Consider the following 22,234-nt stretch of genomic DNA (forward strand, 5'->3'; position numbering starts at 1 on the left):
CAGGTCATCTTGACGACCGGCTGCAACAACCTCGTAAAACAGTCTTATCGGCCCACACAGCAGCAGCAACGCACTACTCTCAACTTCAATCGACGACTGACTCAAGAATCTATAGCTCTGCACGTCAGACTTTCGAATCTTCACTGCGACACCTGCACCACCATCTGTGCCGCAATGACGAGAAGCACCCATTCAGCAGCGCTTCCGTCTGGCGTGAAGCTGTCAGAGCCCCTGCTTACGCCGCGGTTACTCGCATTCCAGCAGCATTCACGTCAATCGAAGAACAACCAGGCTACTCGTTTTGTCATCATCGCCAGGCCGCCCCAAGCGGGCACGTATTCTGATGGCCGATGTCGAACTATCTAGGCGCGCAGAAGGCACGGAAAATTCTTGGACACAGCGACTGGCATGCCGACACTGTGGAGGTTGGCCGGTGATCAGAGACGTAGTGAACGAGCTGGCGCAAATCCTCCCGGAGCGGGTGAAAATCAGCCCCGTCAGCTTTACGGTACGTCATTCCCAGCGGAGTCACTGGACTTCCTGGGGAAACCATAACGGACCAATTCTCCTTGAGCTTGCTCTACGCGAAGAAATTGAAGCGCGCGGGTGGTACTGGAGTGTAGAGAGCACTCCGAACAACGAGTACAGTGCCGTCATTCACAAGGGCGTCAAGACATTTAGTGCCTACGCTTGTGCATCCACGCCGACTGAGGCCCTCGCCTGCGCCCTGATGGCAGCCCTCAAAGCTCCCTGACCACTCCGCTCTTCCTGGCGAGTGCCCTCGTCGCTTCCCGTTCTCCCCTCCCTGCTCCCTTTGTCCCCATGGGTGAAGTGACCCCCACACCTCATTCCCTCCCAGGGGCTCTCAATGACGCTGCCCAGGGGTGTGACCGCCACCGGTTATGCTGGGAACACCCATGACGCTCCTCCAGCGAAGGACACAACGGTGGTAACCGGAAGTCAGGCCGCGCCCTCCGAGGGCCGCACGACCCTTCCCATGCGCGTGCTGGAACGCGGCGTCTACCGGGGCCCGCACGTCCACTCGATGCGGCCCATGGTGCGCATCGTCCTTGACCTGGGCGCGCTTGAGGCCTGGCCCACGACCCGCCTGCCGGAATTCACAGACGCCCTGCTGGAGCAGCTTCCAACGCTCAAATCGCATCCTGGTTCGTCGCGGCAACCCGGAGGGTTCATCCGCCGCCTGCAGGAGGGTACGCGGCTCGGGCAGGTCGCGCAGCACATCGCCCTAGAACTGCAGTCGATCGTCGGCGAGCGCACCCGGCACGGCAGGACCCTGCGTGCGCATGGGCAAAGCGGCCTGTACACCGTGATGTATACGTACCGGGACGAGCATGTCGGGTTCCTGGCCGGGTTCCTCGCGCTTCGCCTGGTGGACTCCCTGTTGCCACCGCAATTGCAAGGCCTCCGGAACCTCGAGAGGTTGTACCACGACCCCGCAGAGCCCGCGCTGACCGCTGTACCGTTCGACCTGGCGGCAGCCATGGCGGCCCTTGAACGGCTCGCCCACCGCACGTCCCCCGATCCGGCCACAGAAGCGATTGTGCGCGCGGCGCGCCGGCGTGACATTCCAGTGATACACCTCGATGACGGCGAGGTGCAGCTGGGATACGGGCACCATGCCCGGCTGGTCCAGCGCAGCAGCGCAGGCGATACGCGGCACCCTGCCCCTGGGGCTGGCATGGATGGGAAGGAACCGGACCTCAGCCGCTCGGCCGTGGACCCCGTCCGAGGCGTTCAGAGACACCCGCCGGCTTCTGATGGTCAGCTGCGTGGAGTCGCGAAGGCCGTCCTCGAGCAGCTGTTCCCCTCAGGCAGCCGCAGCCGCATTCCAATCCTGGCCCTCACAGGCACGAACGGCAAAAGCACCACGGCACGGATGGTCGCGCATATCCTGGCGCACGCTGGCCATACAGTCGGATTCACGAACACCAGCGGGGTGTATGTTGCCGACAAGCGCATTCACTCAGGCGACGCGACCGGACCGAAAAGTGCGCGTATGGTGCTGCGTCACCCGGCAGTAACAGTCGCAGTGCTGGAAACTGCTCGGGGAGGCCTGCTGCGTGAAGGTCTGGGTTTTGACCGTGCGGACGTGGGGGCGGTTCTGAACGTGAAGTCCGATCACCTGGGCCTGGGGGGCGTGAATACCGTGCGGGACCTTGCGCGGGTGAAGTCACTTGTCGTGCGTGTGGTGGCTTCATCCGGTTTGAGTGTCCTCAATGCGGATGATCCTCTGACGCTCGGGATGCGCCGTGTGGCGCGCGGTCGCATTGCTCTGTTCTCTATAAGTGGTCTGGACGGCAATAAAGCGCTGCGTGACCACATTGATGCTGGTGGCCTCGCCGTCGTGTGCGAACCGCAGGCGGACGGAGATGTCATCGCGGTCTATGACGGGGGCGAACGACAGAGCCTGATGCGCGCCGCCGATATCCCGGCCACCCTGGGCGGCCTGGCACGTTTCAACGTCGAAAACGCCCTCGCGGCGGCGGCAATGTGCCTTGGCCTGGACCTCACGCTGGAGGTGATTCGGTCCGCGCTCACGACCTTCACGTCGTCATTCGAACAGAGCCCAGGCCGCCTGAACGTGCACGATGCGCACGGCTTTCGCGTGATCCTCGATTACGCGCATAACCCGGACGCACTGGCTGCCCAGCGCGCCCTGCTGCACCGGCTGCGGTCCCCTGGAGGTCGCCTGATCGGCATGGTGAGCGTTCCGGGAGACCGGCGGGACGACGATATCCGCGAGGTGGGCGAAATCGCGGCAGGAACATTCGACGAGCTGGTGTTCCGGGAGGGTCCGGATGGACGTGGCCGCCCCCGGGGCGAGACGATGAGTCTGATGGCCGAGGGTGCCCGTTCAGCGGGTTTCGCATCTGAACGCATCCACCTGGTGCTGGAGGAATCCGACGCAGTCGACGCGACCCTGAACCTGGCGCGGCCAGGAGATATTGCCGTCATCATGCCCACCCAGGTGGACGCCGTGTGGCAGCAGATCGTGCGGTATGTACCGCACGAAGCCCGGTAAGGGGCAGGTTTGGCACCTCTTGGTCCGAATCTGAAAGCGCCCTTCGGCCTGCAGCCCGCCTCTATGAAAGGACGCCTGACGCTCTGTCGGCGTCCATGTCGGCGTGCCCGACGGGCCTTTTTCAGAAGGCGTAGCGAACTGTGCAGTAAGGCAGTTCACGGCGCAATAACGTCGTAAAACGCTCGACCGCCTTGCCTTTCAGACCCCTTCGGTACCGAATATTCACGCCCCCGTATTCCGACCGTTTGGTTTCCTGCCACTGCGGCGTCCAGAGCAGCTCCTCAGCCTTCGGGTGCCAGCCGAGATTCACTTCGTGGAGGCCAACGTTGTGTGTCAGGAAGATGACCTCGGCGGCCAACTGTGCTTTCGCTTGCGGCGAGAGGAGAGCGTCGATCTGACGGAACAGCTCGGTATAGGCGGCCGTCCAACCCTCAAAAATCACCACGGGTGAAAAATTCAGGTGAACTTCGTACCCGGCTTCCACAAAGTCGTTGATGGCCGTGAGGCGCTCAGGCATGGGCGACGTGCCGATATCCACGACCCGGGCCATGGACGCCGGCATCAGGGAAAACCGCAGGCGCGTTCGGCCCTGGGGGTCATAGGTCAGCAGGTTCCGGTTGACGTACTTGGTGGCGAACGAAGCCTTGGCGTTGGGCAGACCCCGGAACAGGGTCACCAGGTCAAGCACATTGTCCGAAATCAGGGCGTCAACGCTCAAGTCGCTGTTCTCACCCAGGTCATAGACCCACGAGTGGGGATCAACTGAATTCGGTTCCAGTTTCGGCCCCAGGCGCTGGACATGTTTACGCAGCGCCGCGTCCACATCGCCGATGTTGGCGAAGGTGGTGATGGGATTGGCATACCCCTTGTGTCTGGGAACGTAGCAGTAGGCGCAGGACAGCGCGCACCCATTTGCCATCCCTGGGGCTATGAAGTCTGCACTGCGGCCGTTCGGCCTCATGGTCAGAGTCTTACGGATGCCCAGCACGAGGACCTGACGTTTGATACGCAACCAGTCCTTGACCAGGCCGGCGTTCCCGTGCAGCCCAGGAATGTTCTGGTGCGACGTGACCTCGATGCGCTGGGCGTCAGGAAAACGGTTGAGAATGTCCTGCCCCCGGGACAACTGCGCTGCCTGGGGGTCAACATAGATCAGGCGAATGTCGAGGGGGAACCGTGAAGGCATGTCTCAGTAGAGAGCTTGCGCGATGAAACGAACGCGAGTTGGCAGACGAAGTTGCTCCGGCCACTGAGGTGGCTTCAGGGTTCCCCTGGGGTGGGTCCAGGAGCATCTCATGCCTGCGACTTCAGAAGGATGAAAACCCAGCGATCCTCACGTCAGTTGCTTTGCTTGCTCTTAAACAACAGCGGCAAGAGAAGGGCAGTTGATCGCCACGACGGGCATTTTCGCCTACGCAAGCAGCTTGCCGCCGACATACTGACTGCATGCGCCGCATCACCTGGCTCGCCCTCCTCACCGTTTCTCCCCTGGCGCTGGCGCAGAACGCTAAGGTGCCGGACTTTCTGCAACGAATTGATTCTGTTTCCAGCCGGCCCTTCTGCCGTACGTATGGTTGCCGTCCCCTGAAAGTCACGGTCGGACCCCACGAGACCTACCCCTCAGTCGTACTGACGACCTCGCGGTATGAAATTCAGAAAATTTTTGGGCAATTGACCATCATCCGCATGACCGACGGGTACGTCTACGACATGCAGCTCACGGCGAGTGCCTATCCACTGGCGGAAACACACGCCCAGGCGTTCTCGGCACTGACGAAGGACTTGCTGAACCTGTCGCTGACCAAGGACGAGCTCAACACGTGCCTGAACAACGCCCGTAAAGAGAAGGACCTGGGGATGTACCTCACCCTGGTGGACCAGTGGGCGGTGGGGTGTGCATTGATCCCGCAGGACGGCGGGTTCAAGAGTGTGCTCAGCATCTGGCCTATTGGATGAAGCGAACTCCTCTGAGTGGCCCGGGGCATCCGGACGCACCCACCGGGAACATGACCCGCTTGCCTCAATCGAGGATGCGTTTCAGGTGCAGGTAGATCTCGAACCAGTCCTGCTTGTCGCGCGGGCGCTTGCCACGCAGTTCGATGCGGGCCAGGGTGCGTATCCAGTCGGGCGTGAGCTGCGCGCCCAGAGCCGGATCAGCGATGAGGTCCGCCAGACCTTGCGGAAGGGCTCCGGCGGTCTGATCGCCATAGAACTCGACCCCTTCAAGCAGATCGTGGACAGTAATGCCATACGTGCTTGCTAAGGACTGGAGCGTCTCCAGGCTGGGGTTGGTGCGGCCGCGCTCAAGGTCACTGAGATACGGGACACTGATCTGGGCGGCACCGGCAATGTCTTTGAGGCGTAATCCTCGTTCCTGGCGGAGTTCACGGAGTCGCTCGCAAAGTTTCATATGTCCTCAGCTTAAACCCTTCCCTGCGTTTTGTTGTGAGACGGACTTGATGTTCGCCCGGTTGAGGGCAAGGAGTATCATCGGAGAGCGTCGGCGGCCGTCCAGCGCATCCTGGTCTCGCCCACATAACGGATTCCGACCACCGTCCCAAACGCACTGCCCGCTTCACGGTATACGGGCTGCCCCTTGCGGATGGTGGTGCACCCGTACGTTTCATAGGCGCGGGCCGAGGCGGTTTCGTCCCCTGAAGACGCCAAGCGAGAGAACGTCTCAAATCCGAGGCGCGTAGGGCAGGCTGTCCAGCCCGACTCGTCGACCGTGATGACGCTTGAAGCTGCAGAAGCCTGCGGGGCGCTGTCTTCCTGGCCTGGTACGGAACGCAGAAATGCTCCTAGACCGAACGCCAGCACGATCAGAATGATGTACAGGAGCCAGCTGCCTGGTTTCGCATTGGCGGGTGAAGTCATAGCGTTCAAAGTATGGGGCAGTGCTGCCCTCAGAGCGCTTCAGGCAGGTCCTTCTATCGGTCCTGGGGGCCCCATTCTCCAGAACCCGCCAGTTCAGGTCTGCGGACGGCGGGAAGGGGTGAGTGCGCGGCCAGGTCGCCAGAACGGTTCCCGATAGCGGGCTTGACAACCTATGGGCTCCCGTTGCGCAGCTCCTGCCTGAGTCCTTGGATTCCGTGCGGCATTCGTGTGTCATCGCACAGCCATACCGCACGAATCCGGATCTCGGCTGGGGCGAGACGCGGTTCAGGTGCGGACTGGGACTGCTGTTCCAGACTGACCACCTGCTGCGACGGATGGCAGATCATTACCCGTACCGGCAGAACCCTATCTGCGAGGCACCGCACAGGTAAACACAGACAGTCGCCTGCGTCCTGAAGAACGTTTCGCCCTTACGCTGTACGTATGCGTTCCTTGATCCTGCCAGCCTTCGTTTCGGCTCCTGCCCTGGGCCAGGGTCCGTCTACTGGCACAGACCTGTCCATCATCCACAGCATGGGCGGCCTGGCATCATGCTGATTCTTGACGCCAGGCAGATCAGGCAACGAACCACCTATGGTCGGGTGGCCGAGGCCATTGCGGACCTTCTGCGTTCCGACAGTCCCCCCGTGGCGCCCCCCCGGCAGGTGATTCCCTTGCCCTCAGGCGGCGCCATGCTGGTGATGCCTGTCGCGGATGAGCAGTGTGCTGTGGTCAAGACGGTCACGGTTCACCTGGAAAATGCGCGCTCCGGTCGCCCGGCGATTCAGGGACAGGTTCTTGTGCTCCATGCCCGGTCTGGAACGTCTCTGGCCCTGCTGGATGGGCCAGCCATCACAGCTCTGCGCACCGCGGCCGTCAGCCTGCTTGCCGCCCGGACGTGGGGCATCCCAGAGGGGCCTCTCCTGATGATTGGGGCCGGTCAACAGGCGCAGGCTCACCTTGAAGCCCTGACCGAGGGCTTGCCGCCGCGCGACATCTGGTGCAGTTCAGTCCGCCCCGAAAGCATGAATGCTCTGGTTGCGTGGGGTGACGAACGGGGACTCCGGATCCGGCTGGCTGCGGATCTGGGGCAGGTCGTACGGGACGCTGCGGTTATCGTGACAGCAACGACGAGCAAGTCACCGGTGATTCCCGACGTGGTGCGTGATGACGTACTGGTCTTGGCTGTCGGTGCGTTCCGCCCGGATATGCAGGAGATCCCACCAAGCCTGGTCGAGCGGTCAACAATCGTGGTAGATGACCTTGCTGGTGCGCGGCATGAAGCTGGGGATCTGCTCCAGGCCAGGGTCGATTGGAACACCGTTTTGACGCTTCGTGAGCTGGTACAGAGCGGGGCGCCCGCTCACGGCCCGAGACTGTTTAAGAGCGTCGGACACGCTTTTTGGGATCTAGCAGCGGCCAAACTGTGTCTGTCCCCCGCCGCACGGCCTCTTTGAAGCCACTCGGACTTGGCTCCAGCTGAGAATCACAGCTGGAGCAAGTAGATGTACGGCCAGGGTCTGGCATTTGAATCGAGAACCGGGAAATGTTCGAATATTGATGCACCCAGGAACAGAGGTGAGCTATCAAATTAGACCCACTTAGAGAAGCTGCGCGCAAACCATTCTCAGGGAAGTGCGTTCGTAGAGCTATCAGAATTTCAAAGACAAAATCAGCCTTGGCCTCTAAACAGTGAATATTATTCACAAGCCGGGCAGCAAAATTGCTGACGTCATCGTATTTTTCTGGAGAAACAGACAGTAACCCTTCTGTTGACCACAAGATCATGACACTGGATAGAAAGAAGGCCCAGATCATTCAGATCAAGATGGTGAATCTGCCCAGAATTTGAGTGAGGGATGTGCTCATTGCAGGCCAGCTAAGGAAGCACAAAGTCTCCATACAGAAGAAATAAGCTTCTGCCACACTCCGCACTTCTTCTGATGTGTTTAGCCGCCGAACGCCAACAGGTGTTTGCGGAAAAATATCAGCACTGTCCTGAAACTGTCAGTGGCGTCACCGGAACTGCGCGGTGACCTTCGCTGCGGGCAGGGTGAAATGGAACGCTGCTCCTTCACCTTCCGTCGACTCGACCCAGATTCGCCCGTCCTGCTCTTCAATACTTTTCCTGACAATCGCCAGGCCCAGGCCACTTCCCGGATACACGCTGGCAGCATGAAGTCGATGGAAAACCTCAAAAATCTGGTCGAAGTAGGCGGGGGCAATACCAATTCCATTGTCTTTCACCGTGAAGTGAACGAAGGCCCTTTCTTGAATGGCCGAGACACGGACCCGGGGGGCACGACCTGTCGGCTGGAACTTCAGCGCGTTCCCAACGAGATTCTGTAGGATCTGCCGAAACAGCGTCTCGTCGGCTTTCACCCAGGGAAGGTGCCCGACGCTCACGTGCGCGTTGCGCGCCTGAATGGTCGCGTCCAGGTTTGCCAGGACATCCTGCATCACCAGGTGAGCATTGACGTCCGTCACCCTCCGCTGCTGCCCCAACTGGGCGTATGCCAGCAGGTCATCAATCAATGCGTCCATGCGGTTGGCCGCTTCAACGGTGAAGGAAATCATCCGATCGGCTTTCTCGTCCAACTGCCCGCCGTACCGCCGCTGGAGAAGTTGCAGTTGGGAGCCGATGGTTCGCAGGGGCGCCTTGAGGTCGTGGGATGCCACGGCCGCAAAGCGCGTGAGTTCAGCATTGCTTCGCTTCAGATCCTGCGTGACCCGTTCTACAGCCTGCTCCGCTTCCCGCTGCGCGGTCACGTCATGAAGCGCGACGACTGCACCCAGCTTCTCTCCACCAGGTCCAAAAATGGCACTGCCGCTGGCGGTCACATACCTTCGGGGCGCTCTCTCAGGAGCGATGACTATAGGCTGGTCACGCACCTGTTCGCCCGAAAGGGCGCGGTATAACGGCACCTCTTCCACGGACAGCGGCGTGAGACCGTCGAGCTGGTACAGGCCGAAGTGCGCGGGCCATTCGATGGGGCGAAGCGGCGCGGCGGGCAAGCCAAAAAACCGCGTAGAGGCGTCGTTGAACAGATTCACCTGGCCGTGAGCGTCACAGGCGACGATGCCTTCGGCCAGACTTTCAAGCAGCGCACGCAGGAAGCGGCGCTCCTGTTCCAGGTCTCGGGTACGGTCCCGCACCCGCGTTTCGAGCTCCAGGTTCAGACGGTGAAGCTCCGCCTCCGCCAGCTTGCGTTCCGTGATGTTTGAAATGACCGCAATGATGTACTGTGGCTCGCCGGTCTCAGAGCGCACGACGGTGACCCCTGAATTGGACCAGACTATCGTGCCGTCACCACGCACGTATCGTTTTTCGAGAGTAGTGGCTGCGACCTCTCCGGAAAGGACCCGTCCTAACGCAGCAAACGTGTCGTTCAGATCATCCGGATGCGTCACGTCCTTTACGCTCATGCCAGCAAGCTGCTCCTGGGAGTACCCCAGGAAGGCCGCCGCAGCTGGATTCACATCGATGAACGTTCCGTCCAGAGAAATCCGGGTTACGCCGGCAATGGTGTATTCGACCAGGGCACGGTAACGTTCCTCACGCTCACGAAGCTGCATCTCCGCTTCATGTCGTTCAGTGACGTCCTCGTGCGTGCCGATCCATTCGACCAGTTGACCGTTATCGCTGAGCACAGGGGTGGCGCGCGCCTGCATGAAACGGTACTGGCCATCGTGACGGCGCAGGCGGTGCTGCACCTCGTACAGGCACTGGGTCTCTACCGCCCGCATCCACGCTTGCAGGACGTCCTTACGGTCGTCTGGGTGAATGGCATCCAGCCAGCCCCGACCGAGCTGCTGCTCCGCGTTTTGCCCGGTAAAGCGGCTCCAGGATGGCTGCTCGCCTGGGAACTCGCCGTGTGGAGTACAGCTCCAGACGATCTGGGCGCTGGCTTGAACGAGCGACTGGAAGCGCCGCTCATTCATCCGGGCATCCTGTTTCAGCTGTGTATTGTCGAGGGCGCTGGCGGCCTGTGCCGCAATGATGGTAGCGAGCCGCTCTGATCGTCCGTTGAAGATGCCTGGTCGTTCATGACTGAAAAAGAACCGGCCAATGACTTCACCGGAGCGGGAAATGGCGGGAATGGCAAGAAAACTGCGCACTGCCAGGGACCCCTGAGGCATCGCCTCACACGCGGGGGCACGACCGAACCGTGCGTCCTGGGTGATGTCGTCGGCGCGCAAAATGCCCCGGTCGTCGACCTTTGGTGCGAACGCCGAGGCCATGTGGTGCAAAGGAGAGTTGACAAAAGTATCTTTCGGAACGCCCGACAGGGAGTACTGGGGAAGCTGTTCGCCCCGCTGATCCTTGAGGGTGTAGATGAATACGCCGCACTGAGCGCAGGTCAGCCTGACAGCTGCGTCCGTCACGGTCTGAGCAAGCCCTTCCTCGTCGAGCTGCGCAGAAATGGCCTCGTTTATCTGATCGAGTGCCGTCAGCAGCTCATGGTGCTCAACGTCATCCGTCTGGAGCGGCGTGAGGGTGACAAGCCATTGGTCATCGAAACCGGTGAGGTAGGAAAACTGAGCCTGCGCGAGGACGCAGTCGTTCCCCTGTTCAAGGGGCAGCTGAAGCTCAAGTGCGAAGGGGGCCCGTGTGTCCTGCGCGTGACGCCATGCGTGTGCACCTGCGTCCTGCTGGTGTGCCCCAAGGAACTCCGTGAAGTGCTGGCGGAGTACGGGCATCTCTGGTAGACGAAGTTGCACTTGATAGGCCTTATTGGCAAAAATGATTGTTCCCTGGCCATCTAGGATCCAGGTAGGGGACGGGAGAGCATCGAGGAGTGTGCCCTGCAGCGGCTCGAATCCAGAGCGATTCGAGGAAGGGATCAACATGCAGGCACTATTCCAGACTTTATGTCCGGAATGAAGACACCATCCATTAGATAAGGAGTCGTTATTGCATACCTACCGATTCTTAAACCTCCTATCTATTCTGCGCGCTACAGAGGGTGGATCAGCTGCTGGCAGGCGCAGTGCACTGCAGCGAAGCGGTCATCACAGATGACGGTTTCCCTAGTGGCTGAGCACTTCCTCAGGATGGCGAGTCGGGTCTGTCCAACCAGGCCGGACAGCGGGATCATTCGCCACGAAAAGGTTGCCGGCTTTGGCCAACCCCTCAAAGCGCTGCAGGTTCCTTAGGCTGTCTTCGGGCAACCGGAGTGCTGTGGCGTCAATCAACAGACTGGCAAGCATCATCATGGAAGCTGGGACCGCTGTGGTCGGGGTGTTGCTGACGGGGACCACCAGGGTCTCGGTGACGCCCTCCGTAAAGATCAGTCCCGAGGGATCGGTGACGAGGATGACCTGTACGTCGCGCTGCTGCAGAAGACCGAGCATCCGGGCCAGGTCCCCTGTCATTCGCGGGACGCTGAACAGCAGCGCACAATCGCCAGCACTGTAGTGAACAGCCTGCGTGAACAGTGAAGCGTTAAATTCTGTCGCGCACTGGACCTGGGGACGCAGGCGCGAGAGGTACAGATGCGTATGGACTGCCAGGGAAGTACTGGCTGCGCATCCAGCCACCAGAACACTTCTGGATTGGGTCAGCAGTTCAACACTCCTGTGAAATGCCTTGGTTTCAACCAACGATTGCAGGCTGCGCAGGTGGAGAATCTCCTGGTTGATAAGGCTGGCAAGACCGCCGTTCCCTTCGCTGTGCCGGAACCGCTCCAGCGGGATGTTCATGTGCAACTCGTCAAGCACCATTCTGCCGAGTGCATCGGTGAAGGCGGCATAAGAGGAGAAACCCAGCCGCGACGCAAACCGCGTCACAGTGGACTGACTGGTGCCTGCCGCCTGCGCCAGGGCAGTCGTCGTCAGCATAGGGAGCTCAGCGGCGTGTTGAAGGATGTAAAGAGCGAGCCGCCTCTGGGCGCCAGAAAATTCTGGCAGCTCGGACTGAAGAAATTGGCGAAAACCGTTCAGATTTATGAAGCCTGGTCTTGACGTTGACATCGATTGACTCCTGACGCATTCTATTCATGTTCAGCCAACTTGAATCGTTTCATCCATCGCCGCACCGAGAGAAGGGGGATACCTTGCTCCAGTTCTACCGTGGATAGCCGCATGCTTGAGATTTCTGAGACTCGTTATGGAAGCAGGGGAACAGTGCATCACGCTCACGCCCGGCCCGCTCTACTTCCTTCATGCGTCACCACCGATGGTCCGGTCCACCCCGGGACCTTCCTGCGGTGAAGCAGAGTTCCGTTCGCCTGAACGGGTGAGGGGTTAGCCGTGATCAAGCTCAATACCTTTTCGATCACCGCACGATGTGAGCACACCGGACAGCTTGGCGTGGCGGTCTCGACGGCCATCCCCTGTGTAGGAATGCTCTGCCCGTTCGTGCAATCCGGCGTTGGTGCCATCGCTACGCAATCTTTCGTAAATCCGTACCTCGGCATCTGGGGGCTGGAGAACCTGGCGCAAGGTCACTCCGCGGAGGCCACGCTGAAAAAGCTCAGTGACCGTGACGACGGCTTTGATCTGCGCCAGATCGCCATTGTCGATGCCAACGGCGAGTCAGCAGCCTTTTCCGGGAATCAGTGTGACGGCTGGTATGGGCACCTGACCGGACGAAACTATGCCGTCGCCGGCAACATGCTCACTGGCCCAGAGACGCTTGAAGCCATGCAGGCCTCGTTTTGCCAGGACATGGCGTTGCCGCTTGCTGAACGCCTGGTTCACGCGCTGGCTGCGGGCCAACGGGCCGGCGGAGATAAGCGTGGGAAGCAGTCGGCAGCGCTGAGAGTGTTCAGTACCGAACAGTATCCACTTGTGGACCTGCGTGTAGATGACCACCCTGACCCTGTGTCTGAACTGGACCGGATCTACCGGGTCGTGGAGCGTCAGCTGCTGCCTTTGATGGACCTGCTTCCCAGCCGCGCTTATCCAGCCGGGCGGCTCGACCTGGACGAAGCGCGCAGGCGCAATCTGGTACAGGCATCAACGGCTCCACCACTGAGCCCTACCAACACCACCTGAAAGCCGGGTGATTGTGCCGGCCTGGTCCGGTTTTCAGCTTCACCCGACATCATTCCTGGCGCAGTCCGTTCAAGCTTTTCCTTCATCCACCCAGCGATTCCTACAGAGTGACAAGGAGTGTTATGCGCCATAACCGTATGATCGGATTTGCTCTCACCATCCTGCTCAGCGGTCTCAGTGTCAGCGACGCGCAGACCCGGGGCGGAACCCTCCGCGTCGGTGGGCAGGCAGATATTGTCGGCCTGGACCCTCACACGGTGTCTGCAGCCTCTTCCGCCTGGGTGGCCGAGCAGATCTATGACTCGTTGCTTACCGTGACGCCCACCGGCGAGCCCGCCCCGTCCATCGCGCAGAAGTGGACTGTGTCGTCCGACGGGCGGACCTATACCTTCAACCTGCGCCCTAACGTGAAATTTTCCGATGGTAAGGCGCTGACCTCCAAGGACGTGGTGTACTCGCTGAAGCGCATCACTGACCCCAAGACTGCCTCTCCACGCCAGAACGATCTTGGAAAAATTGCCTCCATTACTGCACCGAACGCCACGACGGTTGTCATCAAGCTCAAAGAGCCCTTTGCTCCGTTCCTGACGAAGGTCGGTGGCTCGCTGATGGGCATCATGCCCAGCGGCTATGCCGAGGCCAATGACGTCAACAAAAAGCCGATGGGCTCAGGACCGTTCAAGTACGCCGCCTGGGTGCCGGGAGACAGCGTCACCCTGGAGCGCAACCCCCACTATTGGGAGGCTGGCAAACCGTATCTGGACAAGGTCATCTTCAAAGCTCTCAAGGATGACGTTACCCGGATCACCAACGTGCAGACCGGCACTGTGGACCTCGCGCTCAGCGTGCCGCAGAACCAGGTCGATACCCTCAAGAAGTCCTCGAGCATCAAGCTCGTCGGAGGTGCCGGCACCTGGTACGACTATCTGGGCCTGAATCTCACCAAGAAACCGTTTGGCACCCTCAAGGTGCGCCAGGCCATCTCGCTGGCCTTGAACCGTGACGTTATTGTCCGGACCGCTCTGTTCGGCAAGGGCACGCCAATAAACTGCGGACCGATTCCGCCGTCGCACTGGGCGTATGCCGACTGCAAGGTCCAGGTGGCCAACCAGGCGCGGGCAAAGCAGTTGCTCAGCGAGGCAGGCTTTGCGAATGGTTTTGATATGACCATCAAGGTGGGGGCCGACTACAAGTCGCAGGTCAATATCGCTCAATCCATTCAGGCGCAACTCAAACCTCTCAAGATCAACGTCAAGGTCATGCCGATGGAGTGGGGCTCGTTCCTGAACGATTTCAATAAGAAAAATTTCGACGCGGTGGTGCTCGGCTGGATCGGCTCGGTGGACCCCGACGATTACCTGTACTACCAGTTCCGCTCCGGCGAGAAGTTTAACGCTCAGGGCTTCTCAGACAAGACCGTCGACCAGCTGCTTGACCAGGGCCGGCGCACCGTTGATAAGGCCAAGCGGCGGGAAATCTACCGTAAGGCGCAGCAGCGCATTGCAGAGCAGGTTGGCTACGTCTTCCTGCACATCAACGACCAGTACGAAGCGTTCCGGCCGAATGTCCAGGGCTACGTGCACTACTCGACCGGCTCGCTCGAATCCCTGAAAGACACCTTCCTCAAGAAGTAACCTGGCTTCCCGCGTGCTCGTCTTTGCCTTCAAACGTCTGGTGTCCGTGATTCCCATCTTGCTGGGAATCACGGTCATCGCTTACTTCCTGACCCGCACCATTCCTGGTGATGTCGTTGCAGTGATGCTGGGCACCAACGCCGACCCTGAGGTCGCGGCTCAGTTGAGGCGGAACCTGCGTCTGGACCAGCCAATCATCGTCGGGTACTTCGACTGGCTGGCTGCCCTGTTGCGCGGGGACCTGGGGGAATCTATCCGTTCCGGCCTGCCCATCGGTCAGGACCTGATGACCCGGTTCGGCCGCACCGCGCAGCTCACCCTGGCTGCCATTGTTCTGGCCACTGCACTGAGTATTCCGCTTGGCATCCTGGCTGCCGTCCGGCGCAACCGGGCTGCGGACCAGGTCATCAGCATCACCGCCCTGCTCGGCATCTCCGTGCCTGACTTCTGGTTGGGTACGCTGCTGATTTTGTTTTTCGCACTCAAACTTGGCTGGCTGCCACCAGCCGGGTACGCCTCACCGTCGGAAGATCCGGCGCTGTTTCTCAAATTGCTGATTCTTCCAACCATCACGCTTGCGTTTCAGGTCATGGGTATCCTGACTCGCTTCACCCGCGGCGCCATGCTGGAAGTACTCAACCAGGATTTCGTCCGCACGGCGCGCGCCAAAGGGGTTGCCGAACGGGCCGTACTCTACCGCCACGCCCTGCGCAACGCCCTGATTCCTGTGATTACCGTGATTGGCCTGAACATCGGCTTCCTGCTCAGCGGGACCATTCTCGTAGAGACGATCTTTGGCTGGCCGGGCGTCGGCAGTCTCGCAGTGACGGCGATCAACCAGCGCGACTATCCGGTGGTCCAGGCCTGCGTCATGCTGTTCGCGCTGACCTTCACGGTCGTCAATCTTGTTGTGGACCTGCTTTACGGCGTGATCGACGCAAGGATTCGCTATTCATGACCCCCATCAATGCCACCCCTGCTGCACCCCCCCGTCTTTCCGACCGGCGGCGTTTCCTCCGCAAGTATCTGCAGAACCGGTCACTGATGGTAGGCACCGTGATTTTGCTGATTATGGCTCTGTGCGCGCTGCTGGCCCCCTGGCTCGCCCCATATGATCCGGCCGAACAGTACACCGACTACGCGCTGCAGGGGCCATCGCCCCAGTTTCCGCTGGGTACCGATATGTTCGGCCGCGATCAACTGAGCCGGATCATCTATGGCACGCGCCTGTCGTTCGTGGTGAGCAGCGTCTCGGTGGGCATTGCGCTGGTTCTCGGAACGTTGCTGGGACTGATTGCCGTCACCGCGCGGGGCTGGGTCGACAACGTCATCATGCGCGTGATGGACGTCCTGTTTGCCTTCCCGTTTCTGCTGCTGGTCATCGCCATCATGGCGGCGTTCGGAACCAGCCTGACCAACGCCATGATCGCCATCGGCATCGTGTATACGCCCTCGTTCGCCCGGGTCACGCGCGCAGCAGCCCTGAACGTCATGGAGCAGCTGTATATCGAAGCCAGCCACAGCTTGGGGGCCAGCCGGTCGCGGCTGATTTTCCGGCACATCCTGCCCAACATCCAGGGACCACTCATCATTCAGACCACGCTTTCGCTGGCATTCGCCATCCTGGCGGAAGCGGCGCTGTCCTTTCTCGGTCTGGGTGCTCAGCCCCCGGCGCCGTCCTGGGGCCTGATGCTGAACGAGGGAAGGGATTTCTTCAATATGGCGGACTGGCTGGCGATCTTCCCTGGCCTGGCCATCACCGTGGCGGTGCTGGGCTTTAATCTGCTTGGTGACGGCCTGCGTGATCTTCTTGACCCCCGGTCCCACAGAGAAAACTGATCTTGCTCATGGCCTGAATGCACAGATCGCCGTGTCCGGACATGCCTGACGTTTCAAGTTCTGGGTGGACTCAGCAGCTGGGACTTCGCAGCCCACGTTATCCAGGACACGGTTCATGAGGTAGAGCAGCACAACCGTCTGAAACGAACCGAGCATCTACTCTGCTGCATGCTGCCGGGCTGTCCACCAGTCAGCCCGGCTGCTCCATTGTCGGTTGTCTGACATACCAGTCTTGCTGGCCTGGGGACAAATTCACTGTGTCGGTGGACGTCATGGTCGACAGCAAAATGAACCTGTTTTTCCCTACAGCCCCGCCCACCTGGGGAAGAAGCAGACTAGTCGATTCCTTTGTCCTCCGCACCTCTTGAATAAGAATAGTCATGTGTTAGACTTCTGAATAACTCAATTCAAAGTCGGCAATAGTGGTTGTCTGCATAGAACACTGCACTCTCTATAGCGGTGCAGTGAAAGGCTACCTGCAGAGCCATGAGCCATTGCGCCCGCCGTGTCAGCTCAGACCGATAAGGACTAAACATGACCACCGTAAAAGAAGCCCAGTCCGCGCTAGATGCCCAGGTTATTGCCTGGCGCCGTCACCTGCACCAACATCCCGAACTGTCTTTTCAGGAACACGAGACAGCCAACTATGTGGAAGCACAATTACGGAAGATGAAGGGATTGAGTATCACCCGTCCAACCCCAACGAGTGTGTTGGCCGTGCTGCGCGGCCAGGGTGGAACAGGCCGCACCGTGCTGCTCCGGGCCGATATGGACGCGCTTCCTATTCAGGAAAACACTGACTTTGACTTTGCTTCGCGGAACGATGGCGTGATGCACGCCTGCGGGCACGACGGCCACACCGCGATGCTCCTGGGCGCCGCGCAGGTGCTTTCAGAACAGCAAGAGCAGCTGCGCGGGGAAATCCGCTTCATCTTTCAGCACGCAGAAGAACTGTTCCCCGGTGGCGGGCAGCAGGTGGTAGACGCAGGCGTCATGGATGGGGTCGATGTCGCGGTAGGCACCCACCTGTTCTCCCCGATTCCTGTCGGGCTCGTGGCCTTAAAGTCAGGACCGCTGATGGCTGCTCCAGACACCTTCGAAGTGACCGTCGTTGGAAAAGGTGGCCATGGTGCCATGCCGCAAGAAACCATTGATCCCATCGTGATCGCATGTCACGTTGTGACGGCCATGCAATCCATTGTTTCACGCCAGCGTGATCCGCTGGAACCCGCTGTCGTCAGCGTGACGACCATTCATGCAGGGACTGCCCACAACGTCATTCCGAACACAGCTGTCCTTACAGGAACGGTCAGAACGTTCGACCCGGCCCTGAGAGAGCAGATCCCACAGCTGATGGAGCGACTTGTGCGAGGAATCACGGAAGCGTTTGGCGCTACATACGAATTCAGGTATGAGCAGGGGTACCGCGCAACCATCAACGACCCCGCAGTGACCGAGGTTCTCCGGGAAGTGGTTCAGGAAACGGTAGGAGCACAAGCCCTGGTTGAAGCACAACCGACGATGGGAGGAGAAGACTTCAGCGCTTACCTCAGCCGTGCGCCCGGCGCATTCATCTTTATCGGTGCCCGGAATGAAGAAGCAGGCATTACCGCTCCGCATCACCATCCTAATTTCGCGATTGACGAAGACGCCCTTGCCATCGGAGTGAAGGTGCTTGTCGGAGCAGCCCGGCGTCTGTCTGCCGGTGCCTGACAGGGATGACCATCTTGTGCACCAACTCAGGATGGTCATCCCTGCCGGGAGTCGCAGTGAGTCACGCTCAAGCTGTGGCTGCCTCCACTTCGGTAACTGTTGGTGCGGCGCACTTGCGCTATTCTGAGTGGGCCGCTTAATTATGCAGTCGGATTCAGACCTGGATTACGCCACACCAGTGCCTGGGTGGTAAACCCTCGTCACAATCGCACGAAGAGGAATCTCACGTCGGTGTCCGCCTCCAGATTCGGCTTCCTCTCATGCACTTTTATCCAATCCTGTGTTCGTGTCCGTCCTGACTACGTTGCACCCTAATCCCTCTTCCATCTGGAGACCACTATGATCAAGAAGCTGTTATGCACTGGATTGACCCTCGCCCTGATCTCCGGCACCGCCAGCGCCAGCACCCTGGTCTTTGGCGCTGGCGGCGAGCCTGTCTCTCTCGATTCCGGGACCATCACCGACGGTAACTCTTCACTGGCGCAGGCCCTTGTGTACGACATGCTGGTCCGGTTCAAGAAAGGGACAACAACCATCACGCCGGGACTGGCGACCAGCTGGAAGGCCAACAAGGACGCCAGCGAGTGGACCTTCACCTTGCGCCCAAACGTGAAGTTCTCCGACGGCACGCCCTTTAATGCGAATGCCGTGGTGTTCAACGTGAACCGCTGGTGGGATCAGGCGGCAGACGCTGGCGCGAAGGAACACAGCAAGACCTTCACCTCATGGACGTTTATCTTTGGGGGCTTCAAGGGCGAGCAGAACAGCCTGTTGAAGAGTGTGCGTGCTGACGGGCCGAACAAAGTCGTCTTTACGTTGAACCGCTCCTTTGCACCCTTCCCCGAAGCCCTCGCCACCCCCTTCTTCGGAATCGCCAGCCCGGACGCCGTCAAGAAGGCTGGGGCCCGGTATGGCACTCCTGCCGCCCTGCCCGTGGGCACCGGGCCGTTCATCATGCAGTCGTGGAAGACAGGCGACCGCATCACACTGGTGCCCAACAAGGGACACTGGGGCAAGAAAGCCAGCTACGACCAGCTTCTCCTGCGCTTCCTGAAGGACCCAAGCGTCCGACTGAACGAGCTCAAAGCCGGAACCATCGACTTCACCACCGATCTCAACCCTGATCAGCTCAACGTCGTGAAGGCCGACAAGAACCTCAACCCGGTCATCATTCCCGGCTTCAACGTGGGTTTCCTCAGCCTGAACCTCGGGAACCAGCACCTGAAAAATGACAAGGTACGGCAGGCCATCAGCATGGCGATCAACAAGAAAGCCATCGTGGAAGCCTTCTGGGGTGACCTGGGAGTTTCGGACGCCAGCTTTCTGCCGCCTGCGCTTGGTTGGGCCAACAGCAAGAAGGTACCGGCCGACTACAAATTCGATCCGGCCGCTGCCAAGAAGCTGCTGGCCGAAGCCGGTTACCCGAACGGCTTCTCGATCGACCTGTGGTACATGCCCGTCAGCCGCCCGTACTTCCCGACACCGAAACCGATTGCCGAAGCGATGGCCGCAGACCTGGGAGCCATCGGCATCAAGGCGACTCTGAAGACCGAGGACTGGGCCAAGTACCTGGAAGACCGCAACAAGAAACCTGGCTTCGACATGTACATGATCGGCTGGACGGGACCCTATGCCAGCCCGTACAACTTCTACAACGTCTATTACGGCGAGGAAGCTTCGGCAGACAGCAACTACGGTAACCCCAAACTTTTCCAACTGTTGAGGACCGCTGTCGCCACCAGCAGCCGCTCTGCACAGGCCAAAGCGTACTCTCAGATTCACGAAATCTCCTATGATGCCAACGTCCGCATTCCGATCGTCCACTCCCGTCCGCTCGCTGCAGCGCGCACGTACGTCAAAGGCTGGGTCCCCAGCCCGTCGGTCATCACGCCGTTTGAAGACATCACCATCAGCGGAAAAAAGTAAGGCGCGACTGACCAAAGGACTGTTACCGGCAACGTAGAAGACGCTCACCTCCGGGAAGGGCTGCGCTCCCAAGTTCTTAACCTCAGCCTCGTACCATTTACCATCAGAACGATCTGCATGATCTGCGTCGTCAACCAGGCGACATCGTGACCGTCAGCGATCTGCTCGTTGGCGGCACGATCATTCCCGGATGAAGTGGGCAGTGCTGGGCTGTTTCAACTGCTCTTCTGGATCCGCAACCAAGCCATGAACCGTCACATAGCCCTCCCGCTGGTAAGCAGGAGGGCTATGTGACGGTTCAATAGAGCACCTGAACGTTCGTGCCTCCCTGCGATCTGAACGCGGCCCACAGCTACGGGCGGCTCTGGTACAAGTTGCAGCATGGGTGGCCGTGACCCCTGAGTCACCTGCGTTCCTGATACGCAACTGTCTGCTTGAACTTTATCCAGGTCATCACAAGTCAGCTCCGGGCCAGCACCTGCCGGGGCAGCTGAGCGGCAGAAGGTCTGGTGCAGCTACTCCTGATGGTCACCTGGGTCATGGAGGGGGTAAGCCATGCTCGTCATGAGAGCCTGCGCGCCGGCACTGGTGTCCTGCCGGACAAACTGCACCACGACAGGTACTTCCGATTCAACCAGGCAGGCGTATTCCACATCCAGGGGGATGGCGCGGGGGTCGATCAGGTCATTCACACGTACATGCCGGACACGTCGGCTGGCCACGCACAGCAGATAAGGTCCTTCCGGATCGCGGTCGGCATAGAAGATACTCAGCTTGAGTTGCGCGTCCTGGTCACCAGTATTCAGGATGCACAACTGGTCATAACTGGTGTATCGCGGCTCCTCGCCTGTGCTCCTCAAGGGTATGTGTCCGGCCGGCACGCACCAGATCCTGTGACCATAGGACTTCATGCCCGCTCCTCAGGAGCTGCCTTTGGGCTTATCTCGTGCAGAGGCACCTCGTGGACACGGACGGCGCCTTCACTGCTCTCCTGCTCTCCCAACAAGGCACGCAGGTAGTCATTCAGAAACATGCCCTGCGGGTCCATCCTGCCCCGCAGGAGCTGAAAGTCATCCCAGTGGGGATAGAGGTCTCGCAGTTGGGTGCCGCCCAGCGTATGCTTCTTCCCCCAGTGCGGGCGCCCTCCGTAAGCGCGGAAGATCGACTCGATGTCCTTGAAAAAAGGCCAGTAGGCGAGTCCAGCATTCTGATGCAGGGAGATGGTCACGGAGGCACGTCCTGAGGCGTTCCCGAGCCAGGAATCGTCTTGCTCGACGGTGCGGTACAGCACCCGCCAGCCAACATGCTGCCGATGACGCTCCAGAATTCGGTCCCGGACCTCCAGGAAACAAGCAGGGCCAGCTTCCAGAGGCACGGCGTACTCCATCTCGTCAAACTTCAGGGTCCGGTTGCGGGGAAGCGCCTGCCAGCTTGGCGAGGTTTCCTCTTTCACCAGGCGAGCATACGGCAGCGCTCCTTGTTCCTTTCCAGGCTCGTTGAGCAGCCGCAGTTTGACGGCGTCACTGCGGGGATACCAGTAGAAATCGAAGTTGCGGTTATGTTCGATCAGTTCATCCAGATGTTCCAGGCACAGGGCAGTGGTTGTGCAGAACTCCTGCCGATGCAGGTCATAGGTGGGAAGAACGCGAAGCTTGAGCTGAGTGAAGATCCCGAGCGTGCCCAGGGAGACGCGGGCCGCACGCAGTTGGTCGGGATGTTCGTTTTCATTCCATTCCTGCACTTCCCCGGACGCGGTAACGAAACGCACCTGGATCAGAGCACTCGACAGGTCGCGCAGGCGCCGTCCCGTTCCCTTGGTGCCGGTCCCGAACGCTCCAGCAATGTACTGGGTGGCTACGTCTCCATAGTTGTGCAGGGCCAATCCCGCCTGGTAAAGCGCTTCCCCGACCTCACGCAAAGGCGTTCCAGCCCAGACGGTAGCTGTTTGCTCGTCGCCGTTGTGGTCGATGAGGCCACGCAGATACTCCAGAGAGATAAGTTGCTGTTTCGTCTGCATTAAAGGGACGGACGAGTGACCGTGTCCGCACACCCTGACGGTTGCGCCAGCCGCTGCGCTGCTGCGTACCAGGGATGCCAGTTCCTCCTCCGAGCGGGGCCGCGCCAGTTCATCCGCAGTAAAACGGAGGCTACCGGACCAGTTGAGAAATGTGAAGGGAGGGCAATCCGGATGCAAATGGGACAT

The 22,234-nt window shown here is 59.9% G+C and carries 16 protein-coding genes; 9 read left to right on the plus strand and 7 right to left on the minus strand.

What is annotated here, in order from left to right; translation table 11 throughout:
* Positions 1–868: 868 nt before the first annotated feature.
* Entirely contained in the window at positions 869–3,043 is a 2,175-nt protein-coding gene (locus DEIDE_RS17380; protein WP_012695043.1) for a cyanophycin synthetase family protein, read from the plus strand.
* Between the two features lie 121 nt (positions 3,044–3,164).
* Here the strand turns inward: DEIDE_RS17380 and DEIDE_RS17385 are convergent, their stop codons facing one another.
* Entirely contained in the window at positions 3,165–4,229 is a 1,065-nt protein-coding gene (locus DEIDE_RS17385; protein ID WP_012695044.1) for a spore photoproduct lyase family protein, read from the minus strand.
* 260 nt (positions 4,230–4,489) lie between these two features.
* On the opposite strand from DEIDE_RS17385, the gene DEIDE_RS17390 reads away from it, so the two are divergent.
* Positions 4,490–4,999: a hypothetical protein gene (locus DEIDE_RS17390; protein WP_012695045.1), complete on the plus strand. Its 510-nt coding sequence runs from the start codon at positions 4,490–4,492 to the stop codon at positions 4,997–4,999.
* 64 nt (positions 5,000–5,063) lie between these two features.
* Here DEIDE_RS17390 and ddrOP3 read toward each other — a convergent pair whose 3' ends face one another.
* Both ddrOP3 and DEIDE_RS17400 read right to left on the minus strand, forming a co-directional pair.
* A complete protein-coding gene (ddrOP3, locus tag DEIDE_RS17395; protein ID WP_012695046.1) occupies positions 5,064–5,453 on the minus strand; it encodes an HTH-type transcriptional regulator DdrOP3 in 390 nt (129 codons plus the stop codon).
* 77 nt (positions 5,454–5,530) lie between these two features.
* Positions 5,531–5,920 carry a hypothetical protein gene (locus DEIDE_RS17400; protein ID WP_041228090.1) on the minus strand — a complete coding sequence of 130 codons (390 nt, stop codon included), beginning with the start codon at positions 5,918–5,920 and terminating at the stop codon, positions 5,531–5,533.
* 551 nt (positions 5,921–6,471) lie between these two features.
* Between DEIDE_RS17400 and DEIDE_RS17405 the strand changes: the two genes are divergently transcribed.
* Positions 6,472–7,377 (plus strand): delta(1)-pyrroline-2-carboxylate reductase family protein, encoded by a 906-nt coding sequence (locus DEIDE_RS17405; protein ID WP_012695047.1) that lies wholly within the window; start codon positions 6,472–6,474, stop codon positions 7,375–7,377.
* A 559-nt stretch (positions 7,378–7,936) separates the two neighbouring features.
* Here the strand turns inward: DEIDE_RS17405 and DEIDE_RS18275 are convergent.
* The gene (locus DEIDE_RS18275) at positions 7,937–10,771 is read right to left on the minus strand and encodes a PAS domain S-box protein (RefSeq protein ID WP_012695049.1); all 2,835 of its coding nucleotides are present in this window, start codon (positions 10,769–10,771) and stop codon (positions 7,937–7,939) included.
* A gap of 180 nt (positions 10,772–10,951) precedes the next feature.
* Positions 10,952–11,893, minus strand: a complete 942-nt coding sequence (locus DEIDE_RS17425) for a MurR/RpiR family transcriptional regulator (RefSeq protein WP_012695050.1) — start codon at positions 11,891–11,893, stop codon at positions 10,952–10,954.
* 279 nt (positions 11,894–12,172) lie between these two features.
* Between DEIDE_RS17425 and DEIDE_RS17430 the strand changes: the two genes are divergently transcribed.
* The 6 genes from DEIDE_RS17430 (at position 12,173) to DEIDE_RS17460 (ending at position 20,031) form a co-directional block, all read left to right on the plus strand.
* Complete coding sequence (locus tag DEIDE_RS17430) at positions 12,173–12,919, plus strand: DUF1028 domain-containing protein (RefSeq protein ID WP_012695051.1); 747 nt, start codon at positions 12,173–12,175, stop codon at positions 12,917–12,919.
* A 122-nt stretch (positions 12,920–13,041) separates the two neighbouring features.
* Positions 13,042–14,553 carry an ABC transporter substrate-binding protein gene (locus DEIDE_RS17435; RefSeq protein ID WP_012695052.1) on the plus strand — a complete coding sequence of 504 codons (1,512 nt, stop codon included), beginning with the start codon at positions 13,042–13,044 and terminating at the stop codon, positions 14,551–14,553.
* Between the two features lie 13 nt (positions 14,554–14,566).
* Complete coding sequence (locus DEIDE_RS17440) at positions 14,567–15,511, plus strand: ABC transporter permease (protein ID WP_012695053.1); 945 nt, start codon at positions 14,567–14,569, stop codon at positions 15,509–15,511.
* Positions 15,508–16,392, plus strand: a complete 885-nt coding sequence (locus DEIDE_RS17445) for an ABC transporter permease (RefSeq protein WP_012695054.1) — start codon at positions 15,508–15,510, stop codon at positions 16,390–16,392. Before DEIDE_RS17440 ends, DEIDE_RS17445 begins: the two co-directional genes overlap by 4 nt.
* A 534-nt stretch (positions 16,393–16,926) precedes the next feature.
* Complete coding sequence (locus tag DEIDE_RS17455; RefSeq protein WP_012695055.1) at positions 16,927–18,105, plus strand: M20 family metallopeptidase; 1,179 nt, start codon at positions 16,927–16,929, stop codon at positions 18,103–18,105.
* Between the two features lie 339 nt (positions 18,106–18,444).
* Positions 18,445–20,031, plus strand: a complete 1,587-nt coding sequence (locus DEIDE_RS17460; protein ID WP_012695056.1) for an ABC transporter substrate-binding protein — start codon at positions 18,445–18,447, stop codon at positions 20,029–20,031.
* Positions 20,032–20,546: 515 nt separating this feature from the next.
* Here the strand turns inward: DEIDE_RS17460 and DEIDE_RS17465 are convergent.
* A complete protein-coding gene (locus DEIDE_RS17465; protein WP_012695057.1) occupies positions 20,547–20,942 on the minus strand; it encodes a sensory rhodopsin transducer in 396 nt (131 codons plus the stop codon).
* The gene (locus DEIDE_RS17470; RefSeq protein WP_012695058.1) at positions 20,939–22,234 is read right to left on the minus strand and encodes a D-arabinono-1,4-lactone oxidase; all 1,296 of its coding nucleotides are present in this window, start codon (positions 22,232–22,234) and stop codon (positions 20,939–20,941) included. The genes DEIDE_RS17465 and DEIDE_RS17470 overlap by 4 nt, the downstream gene beginning before the upstream one ends.

The organism is Deinococcus deserti VCD115 (assembly GCF_000020685.1).
GTDB classification, from domain to species: Bacteria; Deinococcota; Deinococci; order Deinococcales; family Deinococcaceae; genus Deinococcus; species Deinococcus deserti.

Excerpts from the sequence above, each read along its gene's own strand:
- DEIDE_RS17380 (WP_012695043.1), top strand. The coding sequence starts at position 869 with ATGACGCTGCCCAGGGGTGTGACCGCCACCGGTTATGCTGGGAACACC.
- DEIDE_RS17465 (WP_012695057.1), bottom strand. The coding sequence starts at position 20,942 with ATGAAGTCCTATGGTCACAGGATCTGGTGCGTGCCGGCCGGACACATA.
- DEIDE_RS17425 (WP_012695050.1), bottom strand. The coding sequence starts at position 11,893 with ATGTCAACGTCAAGACCAGGCTTCATAAATCTGAACGGTTTTCGCCAA.
- DEIDE_RS17385 (WP_012695044.1), bottom strand. The coding sequence starts at position 4,229 with ATGCCTTCACGGTTCCCCCTCGACATTCGCCTGATCTATGTTGACCCC.
- DEIDE_RS17390 (WP_012695045.1), top strand. The coding sequence starts at position 4,490 with ATGCGCCGCATCACCTGGCTCGCCCTCCTCACCGTTTCTCCCCTGGCG.
- DEIDE_RS17470 (WP_012695058.1), bottom strand. The coding sequence starts at position 22,234 with ATGTCCCATTTGCATCCGGATTGCCCTCCCTTCACATTTCTCAACTGG.
- DEIDE_RS18275 (WP_012695049.1), bottom strand. The coding sequence starts at position 10,771 with ATGTTGATCCCTTCCTCGAATCGCTCTGGATTCGAGCCGCTGCAGGGC.
- DEIDE_RS17435 (WP_012695052.1), top strand. The coding sequence starts at position 13,042 with ATGCGCCATAACCGTATGATCGGATTTGCTCTCACCATCCTGCTCAGC.
- DEIDE_RS17400 (WP_041228090.1), bottom strand. The coding sequence starts at position 5,920 with ATGACTTCACCCGCCAATGCGAAACCAGGCAGCTGGCTCCTGTACATC.
- DEIDE_RS17405 (WP_012695047.1), top strand. The coding sequence starts at position 6,472 with ATGCTGATTCTTGACGCCAGGCAGATCAGGCAACGAACCACCTATGGT.
- DEIDE_RS17445 (WP_012695054.1), top strand. The coding sequence starts at position 15,508 with ATGACCCCCATCAATGCCACCCCTGCTGCACCCCCCCGTCTTTCCGAC.
- DEIDE_RS17460 (WP_012695056.1), top strand. The coding sequence starts at position 18,445 with ATGATCAAGAAGCTGTTATGCACTGGATTGACCCTCGCCCTGATCTCC.
- ddrOP3 (WP_012695046.1), bottom strand. The coding sequence starts at position 5,453 with ATGAAACTTTGCGAGCGACTCCGTGAACTCCGCCAGGAACGAGGATTA.
- DEIDE_RS17455 (WP_012695055.1), top strand. The coding sequence starts at position 16,927 with ATGACCACCGTAAAAGAAGCCCAGTCCGCGCTAGATGCCCAGGTTATT.